Origin of the sequence: Antarcticibacterium arcticum (assembly GCF_007993795.1) — a bacterium.
GTDB classification, from domain to species: domain Bacteria; phylum Bacteroidota; class Bacteroidia; order Flavobacteriales; family Flavobacteriaceae; genus Gillisia; species Gillisia arctica.
On the sequence record NZ_CP042476.1, the window covers coordinates 2,719,739 to 2,744,876 of the forward strand.

Annotated in this window: 22 protein-coding genes and 1 tRNA gene; 17 read left to right on the forward strand and 6 right to left on the reverse strand. The window is 38.5% G+C overall.

Annotated features, from left to right (window positions below; translation table 11 throughout):
• Nucleotides 1–233: 233 nt before the first annotated feature.
• From FK178_RS12290 to FK178_RS12310, 5 genes are all read left to right on the forward strand, one after another.
• Nucleotides 234–1,100, forward strand: a complete 867-nt coding sequence (locus FK178_RS12290) for an MBL fold metallo-hydrolase (protein ID WP_146835583.1) — start codon at nt 234–236, stop codon at nt 1,098–1,100.
• 75 nt (nt 1,101–1,175) lie between these two features.
• Nucleotides 1,176–2,852 carry a S8 family peptidase gene (locus tag FK178_RS12295; RefSeq protein WP_146835586.1) on the forward strand — a complete coding sequence of 559 codons (1,677 nt, stop codon included), beginning with the start codon at nt 1,176–1,178 and terminating at the stop codon, nt 2,850–2,852.
• A gap of 34 nt (nt 2,853–2,886) precedes the next feature.
• On the forward strand, nt 2,887–4,731 hold the full coding sequence (locus FK178_RS12300) for a M1 family metallopeptidase (RefSeq protein WP_146835589.1): 1,845 nt from the start codon (nt 2,887–2,889) through the stop codon (nt 4,729–4,731).
• Between the two features lie 103 nt (nt 4,732–4,834).
• Entirely contained in the window at nt 4,835–5,218 is a 384-nt protein-coding gene (rnpA, locus tag FK178_RS12305; RefSeq protein ID WP_146835592.1) for a ribonuclease P protein component, read from the forward strand.
• Entirely contained in the window at nt 5,208–6,842 is a 1,635-nt protein-coding gene (locus FK178_RS12310) for a S41 family peptidase (protein ID WP_146835595.1), read from the forward strand. Before rnpA ends, FK178_RS12310 begins: the two co-directional genes overlap by 11 nt.
• A 1-nt stretch (nt 6,843) precedes the next feature.
• On the opposite strand, the gene FK178_RS12315 is transcribed toward FK178_RS12310, so the two are convergent.
• Both FK178_RS12315 and rpiB read right to left on the reverse strand, forming a co-directional pair.
• The gene (locus tag FK178_RS12315; protein ID WP_146835598.1) at nt 6,844–7,284 is read right to left on the reverse strand and encodes a GNAT family N-acetyltransferase; all 441 of its coding nucleotides are present in this window, start codon (nt 7,282–7,284) and stop codon (nt 6,844–6,846) included.
• Between the two features lie 31 nt (nt 7,285–7,315).
• Nucleotides 7,316–7,744, reverse strand: a complete 429-nt coding sequence (gene rpiB / locus FK178_RS12320; protein ID WP_146835601.1) for a ribose 5-phosphate isomerase B — start codon at nt 7,742–7,744, stop codon at nt 7,316–7,318.
• Nucleotides 7,745–8,839: 1,095 nt separating this feature from the next.
• Here rpiB and rnr point away from each other — a divergent pair.
• The 3 genes from rnr to FK178_RS12335 are packed head-to-tail and all read left to right on the forward strand — an operon-like array spanning nt 8,840 to nt 12,474.
• Nucleotides 8,840–11,026, forward strand: coding sequence for a ribonuclease R (gene rnr / locus FK178_RS12325; RefSeq protein ID WP_146835604.1), 2,187 nt, complete (start codon nt 8,840–8,842; stop codon nt 11,024–11,026).
• A gap of 55 nt (nt 11,027–11,081) precedes the next feature.
• On the forward strand, nt 11,082–11,732 hold the full coding sequence (locus tag FK178_RS12330) for a head GIN domain-containing protein (protein WP_168194594.1): 651 nt from the start codon (nt 11,082–11,084) through the stop codon (nt 11,730–11,732).
• A gap of 31 nt (nt 11,733–11,763) precedes the next feature.
• The gene (locus FK178_RS12335) at nt 11,764–12,474 is read left to right on the forward strand and encodes a LysE family translocator (protein WP_146835610.1); all 711 of its coding nucleotides are present in this window, start codon (nt 11,764–11,766) and stop codon (nt 12,472–12,474) included.
• A gap of 89 nt (nt 12,475–12,563) precedes the next feature.
• Here FK178_RS12335 and FK178_RS12340 read toward each other — a convergent pair.
• Both FK178_RS12340 and folB read right to left on the reverse strand, forming a co-directional pair.
• A tRNA-Cys gene (locus FK178_RS12340) sits at nt 12,564–12,634 on the reverse strand.
• A 51-nt stretch (nt 12,635–12,685) separates the two neighbouring features.
• Entirely contained in the window at nt 12,686–13,042 is a 357-nt protein-coding gene (gene folB / locus FK178_RS12345) for a dihydroneopterin aldolase (RefSeq protein WP_146837650.1), read from the reverse strand.
• Nucleotides 13,043–13,254: 212 nt separating this feature from the next.
• On the opposite strand from folB, the gene FK178_RS12350 reads away from it, so the two are divergent.
• The 4 genes from FK178_RS12350 (at nt 13,255) to FK178_RS12365 (ending at nt 16,024) form a co-directional block, all read left to right on the forward strand.
• Nucleotides 13,255–14,934, forward strand: coding sequence for a glutamine--tRNA ligase/YqeY domain fusion protein (locus FK178_RS12350; protein WP_146835614.1), 1,680 nt, complete (start codon nt 13,255–13,257; stop codon nt 14,932–14,934).
• 118 nt (nt 14,935–15,052) lie between these two features.
• Nucleotides 15,053–15,436, forward strand: a complete 384-nt coding sequence (locus tag FK178_RS12355; RefSeq protein WP_146835617.1) for a YtxH domain-containing protein — start codon at nt 15,053–15,055, stop codon at nt 15,434–15,436.
• 3 nt (nt 15,437–15,439) lie between these two features.
• Nucleotides 15,440–15,790 carry a phage holin family protein gene (locus FK178_RS12360; protein WP_146835620.1) on the forward strand — a complete coding sequence of 117 codons (351 nt, stop codon included), beginning with the start codon at nt 15,440–15,442 and terminating at the stop codon, nt 15,788–15,790.
• 12 nt (nt 15,791–15,802) lie between these two features.
• The gene (locus FK178_RS12365; RefSeq protein WP_146835623.1) at nt 15,803–16,024 is read left to right on the forward strand and encodes a DUF6327 family protein; all 222 of its coding nucleotides are present in this window, start codon (nt 15,803–15,805) and stop codon (nt 16,022–16,024) included.
• An 84-nt stretch (nt 16,025–16,108) separates the two neighbouring features.
• Here FK178_RS12365 and FK178_RS12370 read toward each other — a convergent pair whose 3' ends face one another.
• The gene (locus FK178_RS12370; RefSeq protein ID WP_146835625.1) at nt 16,109–17,116 is read right to left on the reverse strand and encodes an SPFH domain-containing protein; all 1,008 of its coding nucleotides are present in this window, start codon (nt 17,114–17,116) and stop codon (nt 16,109–16,111) included.
• Between the two features lie 79 nt (nt 17,117–17,195).
• Here FK178_RS12370 and FK178_RS12375 point away from each other — a divergent pair, with 79 nt between their 5' ends.
• Nucleotides 17,196–17,864 (forward strand): outer membrane beta-barrel protein, encoded by a 669-nt coding sequence (locus tag FK178_RS12375; protein ID WP_146835628.1) that lies wholly within the window; start codon nt 17,196–17,198, stop codon nt 17,862–17,864.
• A 2-nt stretch (nt 17,865–17,866) separates the two neighbouring features.
• Here FK178_RS12375 and gltX read toward each other — a convergent pair whose 3' ends face one another.
• On the reverse strand, nt 17,867–19,381 hold the full coding sequence (gltX, locus tag FK178_RS12380; protein WP_146835630.1) for a glutamate--tRNA ligase: 1,515 nt from the start codon (nt 19,379–19,381) through the stop codon (nt 17,867–17,869).
• Between the two features lie 169 nt (nt 19,382–19,550).
• Between gltX and FK178_RS15665 the strand changes: the two genes are divergently transcribed.
• The 4 genes from FK178_RS15665 to mnmG are packed head-to-tail and all read left to right on the forward strand — an operon-like array spanning nt 19,551 to nt 25,127.
• Complete coding sequence (locus tag FK178_RS15665) at nt 19,551–20,432, forward strand: hypothetical protein (RefSeq protein WP_240793832.1); 882 nt, start codon at nt 19,551–19,553, stop codon at nt 20,430–20,432.
• Between the two features lie 41 nt (nt 20,433–20,473).
• Nucleotides 20,474–22,825, forward strand: coding sequence for a coiled-coil domain-containing protein (locus FK178_RS12385; RefSeq protein ID WP_317130395.1), 2,352 nt, complete (start codon nt 20,474–20,476; stop codon nt 22,823–22,825).
• Nucleotides 22,806–23,240, forward strand: coding sequence for an rRNA maturation RNase YbeY (gene ybeY, locus FK178_RS12390; protein ID WP_146835633.1), 435 nt, complete (start codon nt 22,806–22,808; stop codon nt 23,238–23,240). The genes FK178_RS12385 and ybeY overlap by 20 nt, the downstream gene beginning before the upstream one ends.
• Before the next feature lie 15 nt (nt 23,241–23,255).
• Nucleotides 23,256–25,127: a tRNA uridine-5-carboxymethylaminomethyl(34) synthesis enzyme MnmG gene (gene mnmG, locus FK178_RS12395; protein WP_146835636.1), complete on the forward strand. Its 1,872-nt coding sequence runs from the start codon at nt 23,256–23,258 to the stop codon at nt 25,125–25,127.
• Nucleotides 25,128–25,138: the final 11 nt, after the last annotated feature.

Below are 25,138 nucleotides of genomic sequence, written 5' to 3' on the forward strand. Positions count from 1 at the left end.
AATTAAAATTTACCCTTTTAAACAATTGACAAATAGTCCCCGGGATGCTATTGGATTTAAGGTATTACACTTCATACCTTCCAGAATTCTCCCATAAAAGATCTTTTTAATACTGTTTTTTTATCTCAGGATGATTTTCTACTAAATCGTTAATTCCCTCTTAAGAATTAAAACTTTCCTTTTATATCTAATCCTTTTAGTAATTTGCAATACCTATTATTCTAAAAACTCATATGAAACTATATCCAATTGAAGCCGGGAATTTTAAACTCGATGGGGGAGCTATGTTTGGGGTTGTACCCAAGTCCATCTGGAATCGCACAAATCCGGCAGATGGGAACAATCTCATAGATATGGCTGCACGCTGTCTCCTTATTGAAGAAGGCGAAAAACTAATTCTCATTGACACCGGCATGGGAGATAAGCAAAGCGAAAAATTTTACGGATATTACAATTTGTGGGGAGATGAGTCTATTGATAAATCCCTTACAAAATATGGTTTTCACCGGGATGATGTGACAGATGTATTTATGACGCACCTGCATTTTGACCATTGTGGCGGGTCTGTTCAATGGAATAAGGAACGCACAGGATATGAACCGGCTTTTAAAAATGCGAGATTCTGGAGCAATAAAGATCATTGGGATTGGGCCACCACTCCTAACCCGCGGGAAAAAGCATCCTTTTTAAAGGAAAATATAATTCCTATGCAACAAAGCGGCAAACTGCATTTCGTGGAAAAGGACCCTACCAACAGTTATCTGGACACCACCCCTCTTGCATTTGGTGTGTTTTTTGCGGATGGGCATACAGATAAGCAAATGATACCACACATAAATTACCAGGGCAAAACCCTAGTTTTTATGGCCGATCTTCTTCCCACGGCAGGGCATGTCCCCCTGCCTTATGTAATGGGATATGATACCAGGCCATTATTAACAATGACGGAAAAGGAAAACTTTTTGAATAAAGCTGCAGATGAGAATTACTATTTATTTTTGGAACATGATGCGCATAATCAAATAATCACCGTTAAACACACTGAAAAAGGCGTACGGTTGGATCAAACTTTTTCTTTTAATGAACTTTTTAATCAATAATTGCCTGCACGATGAGTGCCGTCTTAAAATTTATAAATGCCTGTAAAATCAATTAAAAACAATAAATAACTACATATGAAAATACCAGTTTTTAAACCATTCTTCGCTATTGGTTTTTCGATTTTTCTTGCGGGTTGTGGATCTACATCCCCCACCATTGTTTCTACTCCTATTGAGAATATAGATGCAATTCCTTTAAAAGTTACAGATCTTACAGAAATTGAACTTCAGGGATGGGGTGGGGCCGACCTCACCCGGGATACAATCCCCGGTATGAGTGTGCAAAAAGCTTATGATGAGATAATTAAAAACAACAAAGGCCAGTCTGTGATCGTGGCGGTGATAGACAGCGGTGTTGATATTGCGCATGAAGACCTTAAAAGTGTATTATGGGTGAACCGTGGTGAGATCCCTAATAATGGAAAAGATGATGATAATAACGGCTATATAGACGATATTCATGGATGGAATTTCCTGGGAGATGCGGTAAAGGAAAACATGGAATACACCAGGATAATTAAAAGACTGAAGCCTAAATATGAAGGAAAAACCTCTGCAACAGTTTCCCCGGCAGACAGGGCTGAATTTGCTGAATATCAAAGAGCAAAAGCCGAATTCGATAAAGAATATAATGAAACCCTTCAAAACCAGACCCAGTACAGGCAAATAAAAACCCAATTGGTGGCAGCACATGCCGCTGTTTCATCCCAACTTGGAAAGGAAAATTATACCAAGCAGGAACTTGCTGCAATGACTGCTACTACAGATCAAATGAGGCAGTATAAAGGAATGCTGATGCAAATCCAGGATAATGTAAATGAGAATATCCCTACCGCCCTAAAAGAGCTTGACGATGCCATCAAATACTTTGATGACAGGCTGGCTTCACACTTTAACCTGGAACTGGATGGAAGAGCAATAGTTGGAGATGATCCTTATGATATTACCGATACCAAATATGGAAACAACAAAGTCTCGGGGCCAACAGCAGACAAAGAAGATGTTAAACATGGTACGCACGTAGCCGGTATTATTGCTGCACAAAGAGATAACAATATTGGCATTAAAGGGGTGGCCAATAATGTGCAAATAATGGTATTAAGAGCAGTACCGGACGGCGATGAGTATGATAAGGATATAGCTTTATCAATAAGATATGCGGTAGACAATGGTGCCAGGGTAATCAACACCAGTTTTGGAAAATATTTTTCTCCAAATCCGGAATGGGTAACAGATGCTATAAAATATGCAGCCCAAAAAGATGTATTAATTGTAAATGCTGCAGGAAATGACGGAACAAATTTAGACCAGACAAGCGTTTATCCTAATGACCAGTTTCCCGGTCAAACAGGGGAGATCTCCAAAAATTTCTTAACTGTAGGTGCCTTAAATTATCAATATGGTTCAGGTATGGTTGCCGGGTTCTCCAATTACGGAAAAACCAATGTGGATGTATTTGCTCCGGGTACCAAAATTTGGTCTACAACTCCCAACAATGGTTATGAATACCTGCAGGGTACATCCATGGCCGCACCGGCAGTCGCGGGGGTTGCTGCAATAATAAGGTCTTTTTATCCAAAATTAACTGCAGCCCAGGTGAAGCAGGTAATTATGGACAGTGGTTTAAGCACTACTGCTTCAGTTTTGGTAGGGGAGGAAAAAGCCAATAAAAGATTTACTGAGCTTTCCGCCTCCGGAAAAATGGTCAATTTGTACAATGCCCTTATTTTAGCCGATAAAATGGCCAAATAGAGATTTCTTAATCGCATAATAAAATCAATTTTAAATGAAAATATATTTTTTAGCATTAGCATTATTAACCCTGGGTTTCTCTTCAGCGCAAAACAACACTACATATTGGCAACAGCACGTTGACTATAAAATGGAAGTTGATATGAATGTGAAGAACTTCAGGTATACGGGAACACAGGAACTGGTTTATACCAACAATTCGCCAGACACCCTAAACAGGGTTTTTTATCATCTGTATTTCAATGCATTTAAACCCGGTAGCGAAATGGACATTCGCTCAAGAACCATTGAAGATCCTGATACACGGGTAGGAGACAGGATCTCAAAGTTAACCCCAGAGCAACAAGGTTTTTTAAGGGTTTCAACACTTACGCAAAATGGTAAAACCCTTAAAATGCAGGAAGTGGGAACCGTTCTGGAAGTAGAATTAAATGAGGCCATCCTGCCTGGTGAAAAAGCGACATTTAAAATGGAATTTCAAGGTCAGGTGCCGGAGCAGGTAAGAAGGTCTGGAAGGAACAGTTCTGAAGGGGTTGCATTATCCATGAGCCAGTGGTACCCAAAACTTGCTGAATATGACTTTGAAGGATGGCATGCCGATCCTTATATAGGTCGGGAATTTCACGGGGTGTGGGGAGATTTTGATGTAAAAATAAGCATTGATAAGAATTACCTTATTGGAAGTACAGGCTACCTTCAAAATCCTAACGAAATTGGTTTTGGCTATGAGGATAAAGGAGTTAAGGTGAAAAAACCTAAAGGAGATAAATTGACCTGGCATTTTGTTGCGCCTAAAGTTCATGATTTCACCTGGGCAGCAGATCCAGATTATGTGCACGACACACGTGTAGCAAAGGATGGAACAGTGTTGCATTTTATTTATAAGAACAATCCTGCAATAAAGGAAAACTGGACCAATCTTCAGCCAAAAACCGAAGAATTATTAATGTTTTTTAATGAGAATATAGGACCATATCCCTGGGACCAGTACACAGTGATCCAGGGTGGAGACGGGGGAATGGAGTATGCAATGCTTACCCTAATTACCGGCGAGCGCGCCTTTGGCAGCCTTGTTGGCGTAACTTCTCATGAACTTGCTCACGCCTGGTTTCAGCATTTAATGGCCACCAATGAAAGTAAACATGAGTGGATGGATGAGGGTTTTACCTCTTACATCTCAACCCTTGCAATGGATAAGGTTATGGGTACCAATAAGGAAAAACCCTTTGAAGGAAATTACAGAGGGTATGAAAGATTGGCAAAATCTGGAGTGGAGGAACCTTTAAGTACACATGCTGACAGGTATAAATTAAATTTCGCCTATGGTGTTGCTGCGTATACCAAAGGTTCAGTTTTTCTTTCTCAGCTTGGATACCTAATTGGAGAAGAAAACCTTAAGAAAACCCTTAAACGCTATTATCACGATTGGAAATTCAAGCATCCTACCCCAAATGATTTTTTAAGGGTTGCTGAAAAAGTTTCGGGAGCAGAGCTGGACTGGTATTTAATGGACTGGGCTCAAACCACCAATACCATAGATTACGGGATAAAAAATGTTGCTGAAAACAATGGAAAAACAACTGTGACATTAGAACGTATTGGTAATATGCCAATGCCACTGGATATTCAGGTTACTTATGCAGACGGTTCCAGGGAAGTTGTTTATATCCCTTTGCAAATGATGCGTTGGAATAAGCCTGCAGAAGAAGGTAAGCAAAGTAAAGTAGCTGCAAGATGGGCGTGGGCACATCCTACCTACGAACTTATCCTGGAAAAACCCCTTTCTGAAATTTCAGGGATCACAATTGATGAGTCCGGATTAATGGCAGATATCAACAGGGAAAACAATACCTTTTCCAGGGAGAAAATTGTAGATTAAGAAAAAAGGTTTCAGAAGGATAAAGGCTTCTGAAAAGAAACAGATCCGTTTTGGGAATTCCCGAAGCGGATTTTTTTATTTTAGCCTGTTATAATATGTGATGATGAGTGAAAATTTTCCTTCAGAAGAAAAACTAAAAAGCAAGATTCTTATAGACCGTTTGTTTCTAGAAGGAAAATCAGTTCAAAAATACCCTATAAAGCTCATTTATGCACCCATTGCAAATCCTGAAATTACCACTCATAAAACAGGGGTTTCGGTACCAAAACGAAATTTTAAAAAGGCCGTTGACCGTAATTATTTAAAGCGGCTCATGCGGGAAGCTTTTAGAAAAAATAAGTATCTTGTAGACAACAACTTACATCAAAAATATGCGTTGATGTTTATTTATACCGGGCGGGAAACACTGGATTATAATGTGATTCTGGCTGCTGTGATCAATATACTTGAGAAATTAACCGAAAGAGAGGGAAACAATGAAAAATAGAGTGATCAAAAGAATATTCCTGGTCCTGCTTGGGGTGATCCTGCTGGTGGGAACTTCAGGTTTTAAATCGGATTTTTTTGCTATTGCAAAACAAATTGAAATCTTCACCACCTTGTTCAAGGAACTTAATATGAACTATGTTGATGAAACCAATCCGGCGCAATTAATGGATACAGCCATAAAGGCGATGCTGGAAGACCTTGACCCTTACACCAATTACTGGAATGAACAGGATGTGGAAGCGGCAAGAATGAATACCGCAGGAGAATATCAGGGAATAGGGGCTGCTGTAAGAATAAGCAGGGACAGATTTACTATTCTGGAAACCTATAAAGATTTTCCCGCAGATAAAGCCGGTTTAAAGCCCGGGGATGAAATTATAAAAATTGGGGGCATACTGGTTAGTGATTTTAAAGAAGATGCAGGAGAACTGCTTAATGGCGCTCCTAATACAAATATTACACTGGAATACGTGAGGCAGGGTAAAACCCAAACCACCACTTTAACAAGAGGAACCATAGCTTTGAAAGCTGTTCCATTTTATGAGCTTTTGGAGGATAAAACAGGCTATATAGTGCTTTCCAGATTTAATTCCAATGCTTCTTCAGAAACCATTAAAGCCCTGAAAGACCTGCAAAGCAGGGGTGCAGAAAAAATCATTCTGGACCTTAGAGGAAATCCCGGAGGTTTGTTGAGCGAAGCTATTCTTGTGAGTAATATTTTTCTGGATAAAGGCCAGCTTATTACTTCCACCAGGTCTGTAATTGACAAATACAACCAGCAATATTTTACTCCTAAAGAACCTATTAATACAAAAATACCTTTAGCGGTGATAATTGATGGCAGAAGTGCTTCTGCAAGTGAAATTGTGGCAGGGGCAATACAGGATCTGGACAGGGGAGTTATAATAGGGGCGAGGAGTTTTGGAAAAGGCCTGGTACAACGCCCTAAGGAACTGGTTTATGGCACCCAGCTTAAATTGACAATTTCACGATACTATACTCCTAGCGGGCGCTGTATCCAGGCGTTGGATTACCGCTCAAGGGACAAAGACGGGAATGCACTGCGTATAGAAAGTGAAAATTATAATGAATTCAAAACAAAGAGCGGCCGGAGCGTTTATGATGGCGGTGGGATCTTGCCTGATATCCAGTTAAAAACTTCTGAATTCAATCCTATCACCAATGCTTTGCTGAAGCATCAGGCTATTTTTGATTTTGCCACCGAATATTATTATTCTCATTCCCTCGAAAATCCTGAAAATTTCAGGTTTACGGAGGCCGATTATAATGTTTTTAAGCAATTCCTTAAAAAGACCAATTTCAGTTATGAGACAGAAACCGAAAGCCAGCTGAAAGAAGTACTTACTGCGGCAAATGAAGAAGGTTTGGATAAGGAAATCTCTGCACATTATAATCAAATGATCACAGGAATAGAAAAGTCAAAGAATGCTGAAATTGATAATAAAAGAGAAGAGATCATTAGTTTATTAACCGATGAAATAATTAAACGATATTTCTACCAGGAAGGATTGTATGAATATTATTTAAAGCAGGACCCGGAAATACTTGAAGCCAGGGGAGTGCTGGGAAATCCCACAAAATATGCGGGAATTTTAAAATAAATTATTCTTTGATCATCGCAATATGCGGGATACCATCTTCCAGGTATCCCTCGCCAGTGATGTGAAAACCATGGGATTCATAGAATTGGGTGAGATATTGCTGTGCAGAAAGTTTTATGGCAGATGTATTATATCTATTTTCTATCTCTTCTACCGAGGCTTTCATAATTTGGTGTCCGTACCCAAATTTTCGATAATTTTCTTTTACAATCACCCTTCCTATAGAAGCATTTTCAAAATAATCTCCCGGTTTAAAACAGCGGGTATATGCAACGAGTTCATTATTTTCAAAGCCTAAAATATGCAGTGCCTTTTCATCTTTCCCGTCTATATCCTGGTAAACACAATTCTGTTCGACCACAAACACCTCTGCACGCAACTGGAGGACTTTATAGAGTTCCTGCTGACTTAATTGTTCAAAGGTTCTAATCTTTATTTCCATTTCAAGAGGATAGAGATATAATGAGGTACTATTATAATGGTATCTTATCTATTCTGTTTTGGTGACGTCCACCTTCAAATTTTGTATCAAGAAAGGTTTGTACCATATCAATAGCCTGTTGTTGTGACACAAATCTGGCAGGGATACTTAAAATATTAGCATTATTATGTTCTTTGGCAAGTTTGGCAATCTCCACACTCCAGCATAAAGCAGCTCTTACACCCTGGTGTTTATTGGCGGTCATCGAAGCTCCATTTCCACTGCCACAAATAATAATACCAAGATCTGTAGCTTGGGTTTCCACATCATTTGCGACGGGATGCACAAAATCTGGGTAATCAACACTTTCCTCACTATTGGTACCATAGTTAGTAACTTCAATTCCTTTAGATTCCAGATAAGTGGTTACAGCTAATTTATACTGAGTTCCTGCGTGATCATTCCCAATTGCTATTTTCATAATTGTAATATTTAGAAAACAAAGGTAAAAAATAGGTTGTTAACCAATCAATTTACCATTGTTAATTACTTCCGGCAGTTCCTTAATTTTAAAGGGATTGAAATTTACATAGAATTGTGAATAACATATGGTGAGGAAATCACAAACAAATTTGGTTTATTGGGTAAAATATAGAATAGAAAAAAAATAACCGTAGATACAAATTATAACTATGGAATTTTCAATCTAGTTATGAGCATCAAAAACGAGATTGTGAACAAGAGAATTTAAGTAACTTATCAAGTATTTCTATTAACATAGTTTTATTAACTACTGTTAAGTAAATCTTAAAACCCTATCTAAATCAGAAGCTTAAGAAATTATGGTTTTGTTAACAACTCAATTTCAATTGTAGGTAGCGAGAAATCCTATTTATTTTCAAAAAAGTTATTGTACAAATTAACACCCTATAATAAGCAACAGTTTTAATTTTTTAAAAAAGAATAAAAAAGAATATATAAATATATGTGTTAACAAGTCTCTTAAGCAAAGAGCAAAATTGAAGGAAAATGAAACGGAGTAATTCCGGGAGTTGAGATTTAAATTTCAGGTAATTATAAAGAGATAGCTATTAATTGAATAATAACAAACTGAATATAAGTACTTTAAATTTAAATTTTTTTAATAGAGGGTAGGTTAATAATTTGGGTATTGATAATATTGAACCTCCTGAACGCTCACAATAGTTGTTGGACTTGCCTGGAAATCAACACTCGATTTCTTATTGAGTGTTTTGTTTACGAACGCTATTACCCCCAGAACCCCTAGCAGGAAAATCAGGAAGAATAAAAGCGATATTTTAGTAAGTTTTACCATATCATCACTTTTTCCTTTCAAAATTTGAGGGGAAATTTTAAGAAAGATGTAAACACTAATTTAAGAAAATTTTAATAAATCCAACGTTCTATCCAAAATATTTTTTACTTAAATAATTGTTAATCAGTTGAAAGCCTTATTTTTTCTAAATAAAACATATGTTACAGCTTAACAAAAATTTATTTGGAGAACATTTTAAAGTCACAATTAAGCCGTAATTTTAGCCATTATTAGAAATTTATGAAGAAAAAGAAAAATAGTAAAAGTACTCCGGAAGCAAATGATCTCTCAAAAAGTATTTTAAACATTTTAAGAAAGACTCCGGACGCTACTTTTAATTATAAGCAGATAGCAGAAAAATTGGGTGTAAATGACGCAAATACCCGGAATAAAATTATAAGGAAACTTTCTCAACTGGCCGCCAAAAAACAAATTGAAGAAGTTGATCGGGGAAAGTTTAAGATCGTAGGAAATTTTGAATACTACACAGGTACCCTTGATATGACAACGAAAGGGTTTGGATATGTTGTGGTAGAAGAATTGGAAGAAGATGTCTTTATACCGGTAAATGCCTTAAATAAAGCCCTTGATGGGGATGTAGTAGAGATCTATATTTACAACAGGAGGAAAAAAAGGAAATCTGAAGGAGAAGTTGTAAGGGTTATAAACAGGAAGCGTACAGAATTTGTAGGTGTTTTACAATTAAAAGAAAATTTTGGGTTCGTAGCAATACAGGATCCAAAAATGTATACAGATATTTTTGTACCCAGGAATAAAATACTGGATGCAAAAGATGGGGATAAGGTAGTGGTCACTATGGAAGAATGGCCGGAAAAATCTGATTCTCCTTCAGGAAGTATAAAACAGGTACTTGGGAAACCGGGAGAACATAATACCGAAATCCATTCAATTCTTGCGCAATATGGGCTACCCGTGGAATTTCCAAAAGAAGTGGAGGATTTTGCGCAAAACATTGATACTTCAATCAAGGAAGATGAAATCAAAAAAAGAAGAGATCTAAGGGAAACACTCACTTTCACTATTGATCCTGAAGATGCAAAGGATTTTGATGATGCCCTGAGTTTTAAAGTGCTGGAAAACGGAAATTTTGAAATAGGAATTCACATTGCAGATGTTTCTCATTATTTGCAACCGGATACGGTATTGGATGAAGAAGCATATCAAAGGGCAACCTCAATTTATCTTGTAGACAGGGTGGTGCCCATGTTACCAGAGATATTATCCAATAATGCCTGCTCCCTGAGGCCTAATGAAGAGAAATATACCTTTTCTGCCGTTTTTGAAATGGATAAAAAAGGCTATGTTATCAACGAATGGTTTGGGAGAACAGTAACACTTTCAGATGCAAGATTCGCATATGAGGAAGCACAGCATATCATTGAAACAGAAAAAGGAGAAATTCCGCTGGAAGTTTCTATCCAGGAAAAGGAATATGTTGTAGGCGATGAAATTGTTGATGCGGTTATAACCATGAACGAGCTGGCCAAAAAGATGCGGGCCCGCCGGATGAAAGATGGTGCAATTTCATTTGATAAAGTTGAGGTAAAATTTGAACTTAACGAGGAAAATGAACCTGTTGGAGTTTATTATAAGATCACCAAGGATGCAAATAAACTTATTGAAGAATTCATGTTGCTTGCAAACAGGAAAGTGGCGGAGTTTATTGGAAAACAATCTCCAAAGAAAACGTTTGTTTACAGATGCCATGCAGAGCCGGATGAATCTAAACTGGCAGCTTTACAGACCGTTGTGTCCAAATTTGGTTATAAAATCAATTTGAAGGACAGGAAAACCATCACTTCTTCCCTTAACAGCTTGTTATCTGATGTGCAGGGAAAAAAGGAACAAAACCTGGTAGATACCCTTACAATCCGCACCATGAGCAAAGCGTATTACAGCACAAAAAATATTGGGCATTATGGGCTTGCTTTTGATTATTACTCCCATTTTACTTCTCCAATAAGGCGGTATCCTGATGTTATGACCCACAGGTTATTGCAGCATTACCTGGATAAAAAATCCAGTGCCAAGGAGGAAGAATATGAGGCAAAATCCCATCACAGCAGTGAAATGGAAAGTTTGGCGACCAATGCTGAAAGAGATTCTATTAAATTCATGCAGGTAAAGTTTATGATAGACCACCAGGATGAAAGTTTTCTTGGAGTGATCTCAGGGGTTACTGAGTGGGGTATATATGTTGAGATCATTGATAATAAGTGTGAAGGGATGGTTCGTTTACGTGATATAAAGGAAGATCATTTTGAATTTGACCAGGAGCAATATGCTATTAAAGGAAGAAAAACCGGAAAGGTATATACTCTGGGAGATGAAGTTTATGTGTCAGTCAAAAATGCCGATCTGGTAAAAAGGCACCTGGATTTTAATTTGCTGGGAGCCCAGAAATAAAAAAGCCAGACTAAGAGGCTATTATAGTATTGGAATGAAGTATAAAATTTTAATTATGCTGCTTTTCTTTAACTTAAAGGGAACAGCGCAGGAAATTGAGATAGAACTTGGTAATTTTTCTGAAATTGAAGTTACCCGGGGCCTAACTGTAAACCTTGTTCCGGCAGAGGAAAATAAAGCCGTAATTATAGGCAATAGCAGGGAACAGGTGCGGGTGAATGTGGAAAAAGGTGTTTTAAAAATAAGATCCCGGTTAAAACAATTGCTGGAAACAGATAATACCCTGGTGACCATTTATTTTAAAAACCTTCAGGAAATAGATGCCCGGCAAAATTCTAATGTAGAATTCTGTACAAAAATAAAGCAACCTCTTCTTAAAATCAAAGCCCGGGAGGGCGCAAGGGTTTTGGCTAATGTAGAAGTTGAAAATCTTGTAGCTACCGCGGTAACCGGGGGTTCATTAACAGTCTATGGAAAGGCAGAAATACAGGAGATAGATATTAAGGCAGGAGGTTCTTTAAGAGGTGAAAATCTTGTAGGCAGCAATATTAATGTTATGGTAAATGGGGGAGGTTTTGCCCATGTTTTTGCCAGGAAATATGTAAATTCAAGCGTTAGAGCAGGGGGTAATATATTTATCTATGGAAATCCTGAAGAAATTCACGAAAAAATCACCTTTGGAGGCTCCATTAAAAAGATAAACTAATATATTACATTTGTGAAAATCACCTTTGTGTATGATTCAGGACATTTTAGCAGCTATACCATTGGGATTTTTTCTTGCTTTTCTCCTGGGGCCTGTTTTTTTTGTATTGCTTGAAACCGCTGCTATAAAGGGCTTTAGAGCTGCTTTTTTCTTCGATCTTGGTGTTATAGTAGCAGATATTGTCTTTCTTTTAATCGCCTATTTTAGTACCTCTAAACTATTAAAAAGCCTTAAGGATGATCCTGCCCTGTTTATTTTCGGCGGAATGATCCTTGCTACCTATGGCATTATGACCTATATTCAAACCAAAAAGGCCATTCCCATTGAAGATGATACCCCGGAAGTTCGAAAATTAAGCCGCACAGATTATCTGGGTCTTTCTGCTAAGGGATTTATTCTCAATTTTATAAATATTGGGGTATTGGGCTTCTGGCTGGGCCTTATTATAGTTTTTGGCCCTACGCTGGATATGCAAACCAACAGGATAGTCGTGTTTTTCGGTACCGTACTTGGCACCTATCTTATAATTGACATTTTTAAGATCCTGCTTGCCAAAAAACTAAATCGAAAACTAACGCCGGACCGTATTTACAAAATGAAAAAAGGCATTAGTATAGTAATGGTTGTTTTCGGCGGAATATTAATTGGAAGAGGTTTTTTTCCGAAGAAAATAGAACGTCTCCAGGATCGAATAGAGATCATCCAGCCGGAAAATGTGGTCTATGAATTTGAAAAGAAGTAGAGAAATACTCTCGCCATTACTTCTGTTTCATTCGCTTTCCTACAATAAATCTTAAAACAAAAAAAGCTCCCTTGGAAAGGAAGCTTTTGAGGCATCGAGCGGATTCGAACCGCTGTACGAGCTTTTGCAGAGCTCTGCCTAGCCACTCGGCCACGATGCCATTATTTTGGTTGGCAAATGTAATAAAATTTTTGAGTAACCGAAGAAAAAACTATCTGGATTTACTTCTGGAAACGGTAACCATACCTACATCTCCACCAATTGGGGGGTTAATTTTGGAAACCGCCACTTTTACCTTTTGCACGGGTATTAATTCCTTTAATACTCTGTTGAGGATCCTTTCAGCCACAGTCTCAAGCAGTTTGGCCCTTACAGCCATTTCTTCTTTCACTATTCGGTTTAAATGAACATAGTCTATAGTGTCGCTAAGGGCATCTGTTTTTGCAGAATGGGCCAGATCACCCTTAACGCTTAGATCTACTCTGTAATCGCTTCCAATCTTCCCTTCTTCAACCAAACAGCCATGGTAGGAGAAGACCTTTATATTCTTTAATTTAATTTTACCCACTTTGATCTTTTTTACAAAGTTAAAACTCACTTCGGTAATTTAATGAGATCCGGCTTAATTTTTACAGATTTTCCGGGTATTATTCTTTCAAATCCTAAATCCCGGTCCTGGAAAAAGGCTTGCCCCAAGTTGAATTTTTTAAAATACCTGCCGTTACTAATAACCACCTATTTTTGGTAACTTTGCTCACTATTTTTTTTGATAAAAAGATTATGACCGAGAATAAGAAATCCCTGAATTTTATTGAACAGATCATTGAAGAAGATCTGAAAACCAATTATACTCAAAATGACCTGAAATTCAGGTTTCCGCCGGAGCCCAACGGGTATTTGCATATAGGGCATGCCTCATCTATTTGTTTGAATTTTGGACTGGGAGAAAAATACAATGCTCCTGTAAACCTGAGGTTTGATGATACAAATCCAACCAAAGAAGAGCAGGAATATGTAGATGCCATTAAAGAAGATGTGCTTTGGCTGGGATATAAATGGGCAGAGGAATGTTATGCTTCAGATTACTTCCAGCAGTTATATGACTGGGCTGTGGAGCTCATTAAAAATGATTATGCTTATGTAGACAGTCAAACGTCTGCTCAAATTGCCGAACAAAAAGGGACTCCAACCGAAGCAGGGAAGAACAGTCCTTACAGAAATAGGTCGGTAGCAGAGAATCTCGATTTATTCGAAAAAATGAAAAATGGGGAAACGGCCGAAGGAGTTCATGTTTTAAGGGCAAAAATTGATATGACATCCCCAAATATGATCATGAGAGACCCTGTTATGTACAGAAGTTTGCATAAAAAACATCACAGGACTGGAAATGACTGGAATATATATCCAATGTATGATTGGGCCCATGGAGAAAGTGATTTTATTGAGAGAATCTCACATTCTTTTTGTACCCTGGAATTTCTTCCGCACCGGGAATTGTACAATTGGTTTGTGGAAAAGGTTAGTAAAAATGGAGAATTTTTACCAAAACAACGGGAGTTCGCCAGAAGGAATTTAAGTCATACCGTTGTAAGCAAGCGTAAATTGTTGCAACTGGTGGAGCAGGGAATTGTAAAATCCTGGGATGATCCAAGAATGCCTACCATTTCAGGATTAAGAAGACGGGGCTACACCCCGGCATCTATCAGGAAATTTGCTGATACCATAGGAATTGCAAAACGTGAAAATGTTATTGATGTTTCTCTCCTGGAATTCTGTATTAGGGAAGACCTCAATAAAACAGCCCCAAGGGTTATGGGAATTTTGGATCCTGTTAAGCTTGTAATTACTAATTATGAGGAGGGCAAAGAAGAATGGCTGGAGACAGAGAATAATCCCGAAGATGAAAATGCCGGCACAAGGGAGATCCCTTTCTCCAAGGAACTTTATATAGAACGTGAAGACTTTAAGGAAGAGGCCAACAGAAAATTCTTCAGGCTTAGTATAGGTAAGGAAGTAAGACTGAAGAGTGCGTATATCATTCAGGCAAATAGTGTTGTGAAAGATGAAAACGGGGAGATCCTGGAAATTCATTGTACCTATGACCCTAAAAGCAAAAGTGGCAGTGGCACTGAGGAATCCCTTAGGAAGGTTAAAGGAACACTGCATTGGGTCTCTGTTCCCCATGCCATTGAGGCAGAGGTAAGATTGTATGACCGGCTTTTTAGTGTAGAATCACCGGATGCCGATAAGGAAAAGGATTTTCTTGAATTCATTAATCCAGAATCGCTCAAAGTTATTACCGGCTATCTTGAACCCTCATTAAAGGATGCGGGAGTAGCCGATAAATTTCAATTCCAGCGAATAGGATATTTTTGTGTAGATAAGGAAAGCACCCCTGAAAATCTCATTTTTAACCGTACCGTTACCTTAAGGGATTCCTGGGGTAAAATTGATCAATAACCAGTAAAATATGGTGTTTTAAGAATTAATTGGCAATATTTTTAACCGGTTATTAACAGGCCGGCCATTTGCTTTAAATTATCTTTGATAGATATTTAATTTTAAAAAACACAAAATTATGGCAAATTCTGGAAGTACTTTATTGGCTTTATTAACCGGTGCAGCAATTGGAGCTGCTGTTGGATTATTATATGCTCCGGATAGTGGAGAACATACCCGGGAAAAACTTAGCAAGGATGCTAAAAAAGCCCAGGATCAATTCAATAAAAAATATAATGAAACTACTTCAAACCTAAGCACTAAGGCTAAAAAAGCCAGAAAAGATTTTGAGCACCGTTTGGAAGAAACTCTATCTTCAGCCAGTCATAAGGCAGATGAGATCCTTGCTGCAATGGAAACCAAACTTGATGATCTTAGAAAGCAAAATGCCAAGTTGCAAAAGGATGAGAAGAAAGATACCGCCCGTACCAGCACCAACAAACCGAATCAGGCAGTAGTATAATTTATGGCATTCGAAAAACAATCCAATAGTATAAGGGAACTTAAAGAACAAATTAGCGCCTACCAACATAGTACGGCGGAATATCTCAAGCTTATTATCTATAAAAAAATAGTAAAAAGCGCTCTTTCCCTTGTTAATATATTATTGATTGGTTTTGTAAGCCTGATTGCCCTGCTTTTCTTGTCAATTGCTGTTGCAATAAGTATAAGCAATGCCCTGGATAGTCCAAGTGCCGGTTATTATATAGTTGGAGGCTTTTATGTCCTCCTGTTAATCCTGTTCTTTGCGTTTGGTAGAAAAGTACTTGAAAAAACAGTACTTATCAAATCCTCCAGAAATTTCTTTAATGACTAAACTATATTTAATATGAAAGAATACAGTTCATTCGAGGAAATAGACAGAGATATCAAAATTCTTAAGTTACAGAACCAGATAGACAAAGAAGAGGTTAAACTTAGCATTGAAAAAACCAAAGAAGCTCTTAGTCCCTTATCAATAATTGGAAGTTCTGTGAGAGCGGCGTATAAAAAGGTTCAGGAATTCAAGGCTGTTGTAACTGCGGTGGGTAAACAGGTTATAAACGGATAATTTATAAATCCGGATATTAGTTTGATTTTTCGTTTATATATCGAAGGTCAAAATAAATATCCGGATTTTTTTATTGCTGAAGTTCTACAGTTCCTCTCTTGTATCTGTATCTGAATTTCTTTGATCTCTCTGAATTTTATTCCTTCTGCTCTTAATTTCCTTCGTAGCTTTTAATTCAGCATTCCTGGCTCTCATTGCTTCTCCAATTTGATTGGACGCAGTAAAAGAGGCTATCATATTATTCAGCATATCGCTTCCTGCCTGCGGCGAATTGGGAAGTAAAATAAGATTTGAATTTGTTTCTTCCCCAATGGCCTGCAGGGTATCATAATGCTGGGTTACCACTATTAAAGCCGACGCTTCCTGTGAATTGATCCCTACCTTATTCAGTACATCAACACTTTCCTCAAGGCCTCTTGCTATCTCCCGGCGTTGATCTGCAATACCCTGGCCTTGCAATCGCTTGCTTTCGGCTTCTGCGCGGGCTTTTGCCACTATCTTTATTCTTTCGGCCTCGGCAATATATTCGGCTGCAACTTTTTCTCTTTCCGCAGCATTGATTCTGTTCATTGCCGCTTTAACCTGGGCATCGGGGTCTATATCTGTAACCAGGGTTTTTATAATATCATATCCATAATCTGACATTGCCTGGTTTAATTCCTGTTTTACTGCAATGGCTATATCATCTTTTCTCTCAAATACATCATCCAGCTTCATTTTAGGAACTTCAGCCCTTACCACATCAAAAACATAAGAGGTGATCTGGTCGTGGGGGCTTTCCAGTTTGTAAAATGCATCATAAACATTTGTTTTTATAACCTGAAATTGTACAGAGATCTTCAGTTTAACAAACACATCATCCTTTGTTTTGGTTTCCACAAGAACATCCAGTTGCTGGACCTTTAAGTTTATCCTGCCGGCAATCTGGTCTATAAGGGGAACCTTGAAATGAAGCCCGGAATTTCGAATTGTCCTGAATTTTCCAAAACGTTCCAGTACTGCAGAGGTTTGCTGCTTCACCGTGAATATTCCTGAAAAAAGAATAACCAGTGAAAACAATATTATTAAGGAAATTAAAATATAACCAATCATAAGGTTGAAAATTTATTAGGACCTTAAGATACTAATAAATAACCTACATTTATTCAACCGGAATTTTAATAAAGTATCTATGAAATTATTATTAATTCTATTGGTGGGAATCTTTTGTTCCCTTACATCTTATTCCCAACCAAGATTAACCGGAGACAGTTATAACCGCCTTGGGATACAGGCGGGAATTAATTATACCCGGCTGCAAAGTGACACCTTTCTTTTTAAATACAGGCCCGGCCTTATGGCGGGATTGACTACAAGGGCTAACACAGTCAATAAATTCCTGGTGATTTACGGCGTGAATTTTTACCAGTTTAATACAGGGATTGATGCAATGGTAGAAAACAGTCAAACCCAGACTGAATTTGATTTTAAAGCTACAGGAGTGCAAATAAACCTTTTCTTGGGGCACAAGCTCATTGGAGAGCATTTGAGTCTTGGAGCGGGCCCTGTAGTGCAAATAAACAGTAAATTGATCCCGGAGAAAGGAAAGGACAAATACAGGTTAAGGGATTATAATCTGGTAGCTGAAGATCTTCAGGATATCTCCCGCCTCAATTTTAATCTTGCTGCAAATGTGTCCTTTGGATTTCCTTCAATAAAATTCTGGGGCCAGTACCAATACGGGATTACCAATATGCTTAGAAATCTTGATTTGGTGGAATTACAAAAAAAAGATTCCCGCATTACCAGCCTTAAAGGGAACCTTGGAATGGCGGTTGCGGGAATGGTAGTATATTTTTAAGATTAAAGACTTGCTATAGCATACTTAAGCCTTCTAAGGGTTTCATTTTTTCCTATTCTCGCTGCGATCTCAAAAACATCAGGTCCCTGCATGGCGCCCACAAGAGAAAGACGAAAGGGCTGCATTACCTTTCCAAAGCCCAGTTCACCGGCGGTGATCCAGGACTTTACATTCTCCTGGATATTTTCGGCAGTATAATTTTCGGTTTGAGTGATCACCTTTATAAGGTCTTCAATTATCGCGGCCGTATCTTCCTTCCATACTTTTTTTACTGCTTTGTCATCAAAAGATTCCGGTGCCTGAAAGAAATAACTTCCCAGTTCCCAAAAATCATCCACAAAAACAGCCCGTTCCTTTAATAAACCAACGATACCAGTGGTATAATCCAGATCTGAACTAATTCCTTTTTTCTCCAGTATTTCAAGGAATTGCGCTGCAAGGTTTTCATCTTTTTCAAGTTGCAGGTAATGCTGCTGAAACCACCTGGTCTTTTCAGGATCAAATTTTGCTCCGCTTTTATGTACCCGTGATATGTCGAAAGCCTCAATGAGTTCTTCAAGCTTGAAGAACTCCTGTTCGGTGCCCGGGTTCCAGCCTAAAAAGCTTAACATGTTCACCACGGCCGCAGGTAAATAATTTTCCTCGCGATAGCCAGATGAGATCTCGCCGGTTTTAGGATCTTTCCACTCCAGTGGGAATACCGGGAATCCCATTTTATCGCCATCCCGCTTACTAAGTTTTCCTTTACCCTGCGGTTTAAGTATGAGTGGGAGATGCGCAAATTTTGGTGCTTCCCAGTTAAATGCGCGATACAACAGAATGTGCAAAGCCATAGAAGGCAACCATTCTTCCCCGCGAATAACGTGGGTGATCTCCATAAGGTGATCATCTACAATATTGGCAAGATGATACGTTGGCATCCCATCGCTTTTAAACAAAACCTTATCATCAAGAATGCTGGTGTCAATTTCCATATTTCCCCGAATCTCATCTATTAACTGAAGGGTTTCAGCCTGGGGAGTTTTAAAACGGATCACATAAGGAATATTTTGTTCTATTTTTTGATCTACTTCTTCTTTAGAGAGGGATAGGGAATTATCCAGTTTCTGGCGGTTATGCCAGTTATAAATAAAAGTTTTTCCCTGTGCTTCATGTTCCTCCCTTTGATTGTCCAGAGCCTCAGTGGTATCAAATGCATAATAAGCATTACCATTATCAATTAATTCCCTTGCGTATTCCTCATAAAGATGAGCTCTTTCACTCTGGCGATATGGGCCATAGCCAGCGTCCTTGCCAGGTCCCTCATTAAAGGGAATACCGCACCAGTTCAAAGAATCAATTATATATTGTTCGGCGCCTTCCACAAATCGGTTTTGATCTGTATCTTCAATTCGAAGTATAAAATCGCCATTATGTTTTTTGGCAAACAAGTAATTATAAAGGGCGGTCCTTACACCTCCAATATGCAGGGGCCCGGTAGGACTGGGAGCAAAACGTACCCGTACTTTCTGTGACATAGTAAAAATTTTAAATGCAAAGGTAAGAGATTCCCTGAGGAAATGCCATTTAAAACAGAAAGTGGGGTACTGAAGATTATGCCACCGGCAAAATTCTGTTTTAAACCGATTTGTCTCTAAAATTATAAAAGAAAATTGTAGTTTTAAGACCGGTCACGAAGGGGATTGTATGGATGATCTAAATTTCATAAAAAAACAGCTTGAAGAATTTATAAGGAGATATTATCTTAATGAATTACTTAAGGGCTCCATCTTGTTCTTTTCCATCTGGTTGCTCTACTTTATTTTTATCCTGCTTATTGAGCATTTCTTATGGCTGTCGCCCCCATATAGAAGCTTTCTTTTTTGGGTATGTATTGTGGTATCCCTTGCATTATTATATAAATTCATTGCGCTCCCGGTTTTTAAATTATTCAGGATCTCCAAAGGGATTGATGAACTGGAGGCTTCCAGGATAATTGGGAAACATTTCCCTGAGGTTAATGATAAGCTTCTCAATGTGCTTCAATTACAAAGGGACCCCAACCAATCTGATCTTCTGCTGGCGGGGATTGCTCAAAAATCGAGGGAATTAAAACCGGTCCCTTTTAAAATGGCTGTGAATTATAACAACAGCTTACGTTATCTTAAATATGCAGCCTTTCCTGTTATTATTATTCTTGCCGTAATTTTCACCGGCAATTCTAAAGTGTTTTCTGAAAGTTATACCAGGGTGATCCACTATAAAACTGCTTATGAGCCGCCCGCACCATTTTCATTTCTTGTTAGCAATCCGGATTTGGTGGTTGAAGAGGGGAGTAGTTTTACCCTTGATGTAGCAACCCGTGGAAAAATAGTTCCGGAGAATGCATCCATTCATTTTAATGACGAGACGTATTTTTTAAAGTCAAACCAACCCTCACAATTCCAATATACTTTCCAGGGGATTAAGGAGAATATGGTTTTTTATTTGAGTGCAAACGGGGTGCGATCCCGTCCCTACGAGATACATGTAGTAAAGGTTCCCAAACTGGTAGATTTTGAAATTGCCATGCAATATCCCGCTATTTAAACAGGCCTCAGGATAAAGTTCGGGGAACAGGAAATATAACTATACCCGAGGGTACTAAAGTTACCTGGAATCTAAAGACGAAGACAACAGATAGGGTGGTGTTAGCCACTCAGGATACAGCAATGGATTTTACGGGAACTGGAGATGCTTTTACTTTTTCAAAAACATTGTTTTCCAATACTGCTTACCAGGTAAAAACCTCCAATGAACAAATAAAGGACCATGAAACTCTTGAGTACAATATCGAGGTAATTAAAGACCAGTTTCCCGAAATTAAAGTGGAGCGGAAAGCAGATACCATTAGGGAAGAAAATCTTTATTTCTACGGAAACGTAAGTGATGACCATGCAGTATCAGCTTTAAATCTGGTGTATTTTGAAGATGGTGAGGAAGGTAATGCCAATAAAATTGGCATACCTGTAAATAAGGAAGTATTTGCTGAATTCTATTATACCTTTCCAGGTGATCTAAACCTTGAAAGAGGAAAAAATTACACTTTTTATTTTGAAGTGTTTGATAATGATGGAATTAGGGGTCCAAAGCGTAGCCGTACTGATAATTATTCATTTCAGAAGAAAAGTGAAGCCGAAATAAAAGAAGAACAACTTCAAAAGCAGGGAGAATCTATCAGGAACCTTTCCCAATCCCTTGATAAAATGCAAATGAATGAAACAGAGCTGGAGGAACTCTCCCGCCTTCAGAAGGAGAAAGAGCAGTTAAATTTCAATGACCGCAAGAAGCTGAATGAATTCTTGGAGAGACAGAAACAGCAAAACCAGATGATGAAGAATTATTCTGAAAAATTAAAGCAAAGTTTGGAAGAAGAAACCCCTCAGAAATCAGATTCATTTAAAGAAGAACTCCGGGAAAGGTTGGAGAGAAAAGAAGAAAGACTTGAAGAGAATGAAGCCTTGCTGGAAGAACTTCAGAAATATTCAGATAAGATAAACCGGGAGGAGCTGGCCAAAAAACTTGAAGAACTTTCAAAACAAAACACCACAGAACAAAAAACCCTTGAACAGCTGCTGGAACTTACCAAACGCTATTATGTTCAGGAAAAGACACAAAAATTGGCTTCAGACCTTTCCAGGATAGCAGAGGAGCAGGAAAAAATTTCGGAAAAGGAAAGTGGAAAAGAACAGCAGGAACAGGAGGGTGTAAATGAAAAATTTGAAGATTTTCAGGAGCAAATGGACGATCTGGAAAAGGAAAATGAAGGTTTAAAAAAACCCTTTGACCTTGGGAGGGAAAAAGAGGAGGAAAAGGACATAGAGCAGGAGCAAGAAAAGGCGGGAGAAAATCTGGAACAAGGTAAAAAAGAGGACGCTAAAAAAAATCAGAAAAGTGCCGCCCAAAAAATGAAGGAGATGAGTAAGAAAATGCAAGCCATGCAAATGATGTCTCAAGGGGAGCAGTTAAATGCCAATATAGAAAGTTTAAGACAGATCTTATCTAACCTCCTGATCTTTTCATTTGAGCAGGAAGAATTGTTATTGAAGTTCAGGACAATGAGGCCTAATAATCCGCGCTATGCATCTGAACTTAAAAAGCAACAGGTATTAAAAGAACATTTTGAGCATATAGACGACAGTTTATTTGCACTGGCGGTAAGCAATCCTATGATCACCGAAAAGATCACATCCAAACTTACAGATATAGAATTTGATATAAACAAATCCCTTGAGCGCCTCGCGCAAAATGAGATCCCACAGGGAACATCAAGCCAGCAATATGTAATGACCGGTACAAATGAGTTGGCGTTAATGCTCAATGAAGTATTGGGGAATATGCAGGAAATGGCAAATCCCAGTCCTTCTCCCGGAGGTGATGGCAAGGGAGATCAATTGCAGGACATAATTATTTCGCAGGAAGAACTTATGGAGAAAATGAAAGAGGGAATGCAGGAGGGTGAAAATGGAGAGCCACGCGAAGAGGGAAAAGATGGCGAACAGGGCCGGGAAGGCAAGGAACAGAATGAAGAATTAAGCGGGCGCCAGTTCGAGATCTATAAACAACAACAACTCCTCAAACAGCAACTACAGAATAAATTAAAGGAACTTGGTCTGGATCAAAACAAGTCCGGATTAATTAGGGATATGGAGCGGGTGGAGAAAGATATTCTTGAAAAGGGTTTTACACATGAAACCCTGGACAGGATGAACAGGATTACGCATAGGTTGCTTGAGTTGGAGAATTCTACCCTTGAACAGGAAGAAGAGGAAAGGAGAACTTCCCGTACCAATCTTGAGAATTTTAATAACTCTGCTCAGGATCAAATTCTTAAAGCCAAAGAATATTTTAGATCCACTGAAATTTTAAATAGACAAACCTTACCTTTGCGGCAAATTTACAAAGCAAAAGTCAGGGATTATTTTGGAACCACACAGGATTAATTTTTATTCAGAAAACGACTTCATTCTTGAAGAGCAGGAGAAATATGGAAGATGGATTGAAGCAGTTATTGCTTCAGAAGCCAAAAAACTTGAGGAGTTAAGTTATATCTTTTGTGATGATGACTACCTGCTTAACCTCAATGAGGAATTCCTGAAACACGACACTTATACCGATATTATAACTTTCGACTACTCTGTAGGTAAAATATTACAGGGGGATATTTATATTAGTACGGAAAGGGTAAAAGAAAATTCTACTGAATTTAATGTTAGTTTTAATGAAGAGCTGCGACGGGTAATAATTCATGGAGTGCTTCACCTTTGCGGATATAAGGATAAAACAAAGGAACAATCTTTGCTAATGAGGCAGAAGGAAGAGGAAAAAATGCAATTGTTCCACGTGGAACAATCTTAAGAAAAGGATAGATTTATGTTTGATTTTGAATATGATGTTATAGTAGTTGGGGCTGGTCACGCCGGAAGCGAGGCTGCGGCAGCTGCGGCAAATATGGGTAGCTCTACGCTTTTAATTACAATGAATTTGCAAAATATTGCTCAAATGAGCTGTAATCCTGCCATGGGTGGGATTGCAAAGGGGCAAATTGTAAGGGAGATAGATGCGCTTGGCGGATACAGTGGGTTGGTAAGTGATACAAGTGCCATTCAATTCAAGATGCTTAATAAATCGAAGGGCCCTGCAATGTGGAGTCCAAGGGTGCAGAGTGATAGAATGATGTTTGCAGAACATTGGAGACTGCGACTGGAGCAAACTCCTAATCTGGATTTTTACCAGGAAATGGTTTCGGGTTTATTTATTGAAGACGGAAGAGTGACCGGTGTGAAAACTTCCCTTGGTTTAAAGATTAAAGGGAAATCTGTAGTGCTAACAAACGGAACCTTTTTAAACGGGCTTATTCATATAGGAGATAAGAATTTTGGTGGTGGAAGATCTGGTGAAAAAGCTGCCACGGGAATTACAGAAGAACTAGTTCAACTGGGATTTGAATCGGGCAGAATGAAAACAGGAACCCCGCCAAGGGTAGACGGCCGTTCGCTGGATTATTCCAAAATGGTGGAACAACCAGGAGATGATATTCCGTCAAAATTCTCCTATCTGGATGAAACCAAACCTTTGACGAAGCAACGCTCCTGCCATATGACTTATACCTCACAGGAGGTTCATGATATTCTAAAAGAAGGTTTTGACAGGTCTCCTATGTTCAATGGCCGCATTAAAAGTTTGGGGCCAAGATATTGCCCTTCTATTGAAGATAAGATCAATCGTTTTGCCGATAAGGATCGTCATCAGCTTTTTGTAGAGCCCGAAGGATGGAATACCGTCGAGGTTTATGTAAATGGGTTTTCAACTTCCCTGCCCGAAGATGTGCAGTTTAAAGCCTTGCGTTCTGTAGCAGGTTTTGAAAAAGTGAAATTCTTCAGGCCGGGTTATGCGATAGAATATGATTATTTTCCGCCAACACAATTGCAACATACCCTGGAAACAAAATTGGTTTCAGGATTGTATTTTGCCGGGCAGATAAATGGAACCACCGGTTATGAAGAGGCCGCTTCCCAGGGATTAATGGCGGGGATAAATGCCGCCCTTAAAGTTCAGGAAAGAGATCCATTTATTCTTAAACGCGATGAAGCTTATATAGGTGTTCTGGTAGATGACCTTATCACTAAAGGTACTGAAGAGCCATATAGAATGTTTACCTCAAGAGCAGAGTATCGCACCTTGCTTAGGCAGGATAATGCCGATTTCAGACTTACGGAAAGATCCTTTGAAATGGGACTTGCTTCTGAAAAACGAATGAGGAAGATGGAGGAGAAGAAGGAGAAGTCCATGAAATTTGTGGAATTTTTAAAGGACACGAGTGTTTCACCTGACGAATCCAATAAGGTTTTAGAAGCAAAAGATTCGGCCTTGATGAAACAAAGCGATAAGATATTTAAGATATTTTCTAGGCCTAATATTACGATGGAGGATGTAAGATCTTTTACGGGAGTTCAGGAATTTATTGACGAGAACGAGCTTAATGAAGAGATGCTGGAGCAAACCGAGATCCAGGTAAAATATTCCGGCTATATAGATAAGGAAAAAAATAATGCGGATAAACTTAACCGACTTGAAGACGTAAAGATCCCCGGAAATTTTGATTATTCTGGGATAAAATCAATGTCTTTTGAGGCAAGGGAAAAACTGAATAAGATTAAACCTGTTACCGTTTCTCAAGCATCAAGGATAAGCGGAGTTAGTCCAAGTGATATTTCGGTGTTATTGGTTTATATGGGGAGATAAATGTTTCACGT

What these genes read in the sequence shown, in the direction of transcription:
- FK178_RS12290 (WP_146835583.1), top strand. Translation starts at nt 234, where the DNA reads ATGAAACTATATCCAATTGAAGCCGGGAATTTTAAACTCGATGGGGGA.
- FK178_RS12295 (WP_146835586.1), top strand. Translation starts at nt 1,176, where the DNA reads ATGAAAATACCAGTTTTTAAACCATTCTTCGCTATTGGTTTTTCGATT.
- FK178_RS12300 (WP_146835589.1), top strand. Translation starts at nt 2,887, where the DNA reads ATGAAAATATATTTTTTAGCATTAGCATTATTAACCCTGGGTTTCTCT.
- rnpA (WP_146835592.1), top strand. Translation starts at nt 4,835, where the DNA reads ATGAGTGAAAATTTTCCTTCAGAAGAAAAACTAAAAAGCAAGATTCTT.
- FK178_RS12310 (WP_146835595.1), top strand. Translation starts at nt 5,208, where the DNA reads ATGAAAAATAGAGTGATCAAAAGAATATTCCTGGTCCTGCTTGGGGTG.
- FK178_RS12315 (WP_146835598.1), bottom strand. Translation starts at nt 7,284, where the DNA reads ATGGAAATAAAGATTAGAACCTTTGAACAATTAAGTCAGCAGGAACTC.
- rpiB (WP_146835601.1), bottom strand. Translation starts at nt 7,744, where the DNA reads ATGAAAATAGCAATTGGGAATGATCACGCAGGAACTCAGTATAAATTA.
- rnr (WP_146835604.1), top strand. Translation starts at nt 8,840, where the DNA reads ATGAAGAAAAAGAAAAATAGTAAAAGTACTCCGGAAGCAAATGATCTC.
- FK178_RS12330 (WP_168194594.1), top strand. Translation starts at nt 11,082, where the DNA reads ATGCTGCTTTTCTTTAACTTAAAGGGAACAGCGCAGGAAATTGAGATA.
- FK178_RS12335 (WP_146835610.1), top strand. Translation starts at nt 11,764, where the DNA reads ATGATTCAGGACATTTTAGCAGCTATACCATTGGGATTTTTTCTTGCT.
- FK178_RS12350 (WP_146835614.1), top strand. Translation starts at nt 13,255, where the DNA reads ATGACCGAGAATAAGAAATCCCTGAATTTTATTGAACAGATCATTGAA.
- FK178_RS12355 (WP_146835617.1), top strand. Translation starts at nt 15,053, where the DNA reads ATGGCAAATTCTGGAAGTACTTTATTGGCTTTATTAACCGGTGCAGCA.
- FK178_RS12360 (WP_146835620.1), top strand. Translation starts at nt 15,440, where the DNA reads ATGGCATTCGAAAAACAATCCAATAGTATAAGGGAACTTAAAGAACAA.
- FK178_RS12365 (WP_146835623.1), top strand. Translation starts at nt 15,803, where the DNA reads ATGAAAGAATACAGTTCATTCGAGGAAATAGACAGAGATATCAAAATT.
- FK178_RS12370 (WP_146835625.1), bottom strand. Translation starts at nt 17,116, where the DNA reads ATGATTGGTTATATTTTAATTTCCTTAATAATATTGTTTTCACTGGTT.
- FK178_RS12375 (WP_146835628.1), top strand. Translation starts at nt 17,196, where the DNA reads ATGAAATTATTATTAATTCTATTGGTGGGAATCTTTTGTTCCCTTACA.
- gltX (WP_146835630.1), bottom strand. Translation starts at nt 19,381, where the DNA reads ATGTCACAGAAAGTACGGGTACGTTTTGCTCCCAGTCCTACCGGGCCC.
- FK178_RS15665 (WP_240793832.1), top strand. Translation starts at nt 19,551, where the DNA reads ATGGATGATCTAAATTTCATAAAAAAACAGCTTGAAGAATTTATAAGG.
- mnmG (WP_146835636.1), top strand. Translation starts at nt 23,256, where the DNA reads ATGTTTGATTTTGAATATGATGTTATAGTAGTTGGGGCTGGTCACGCC.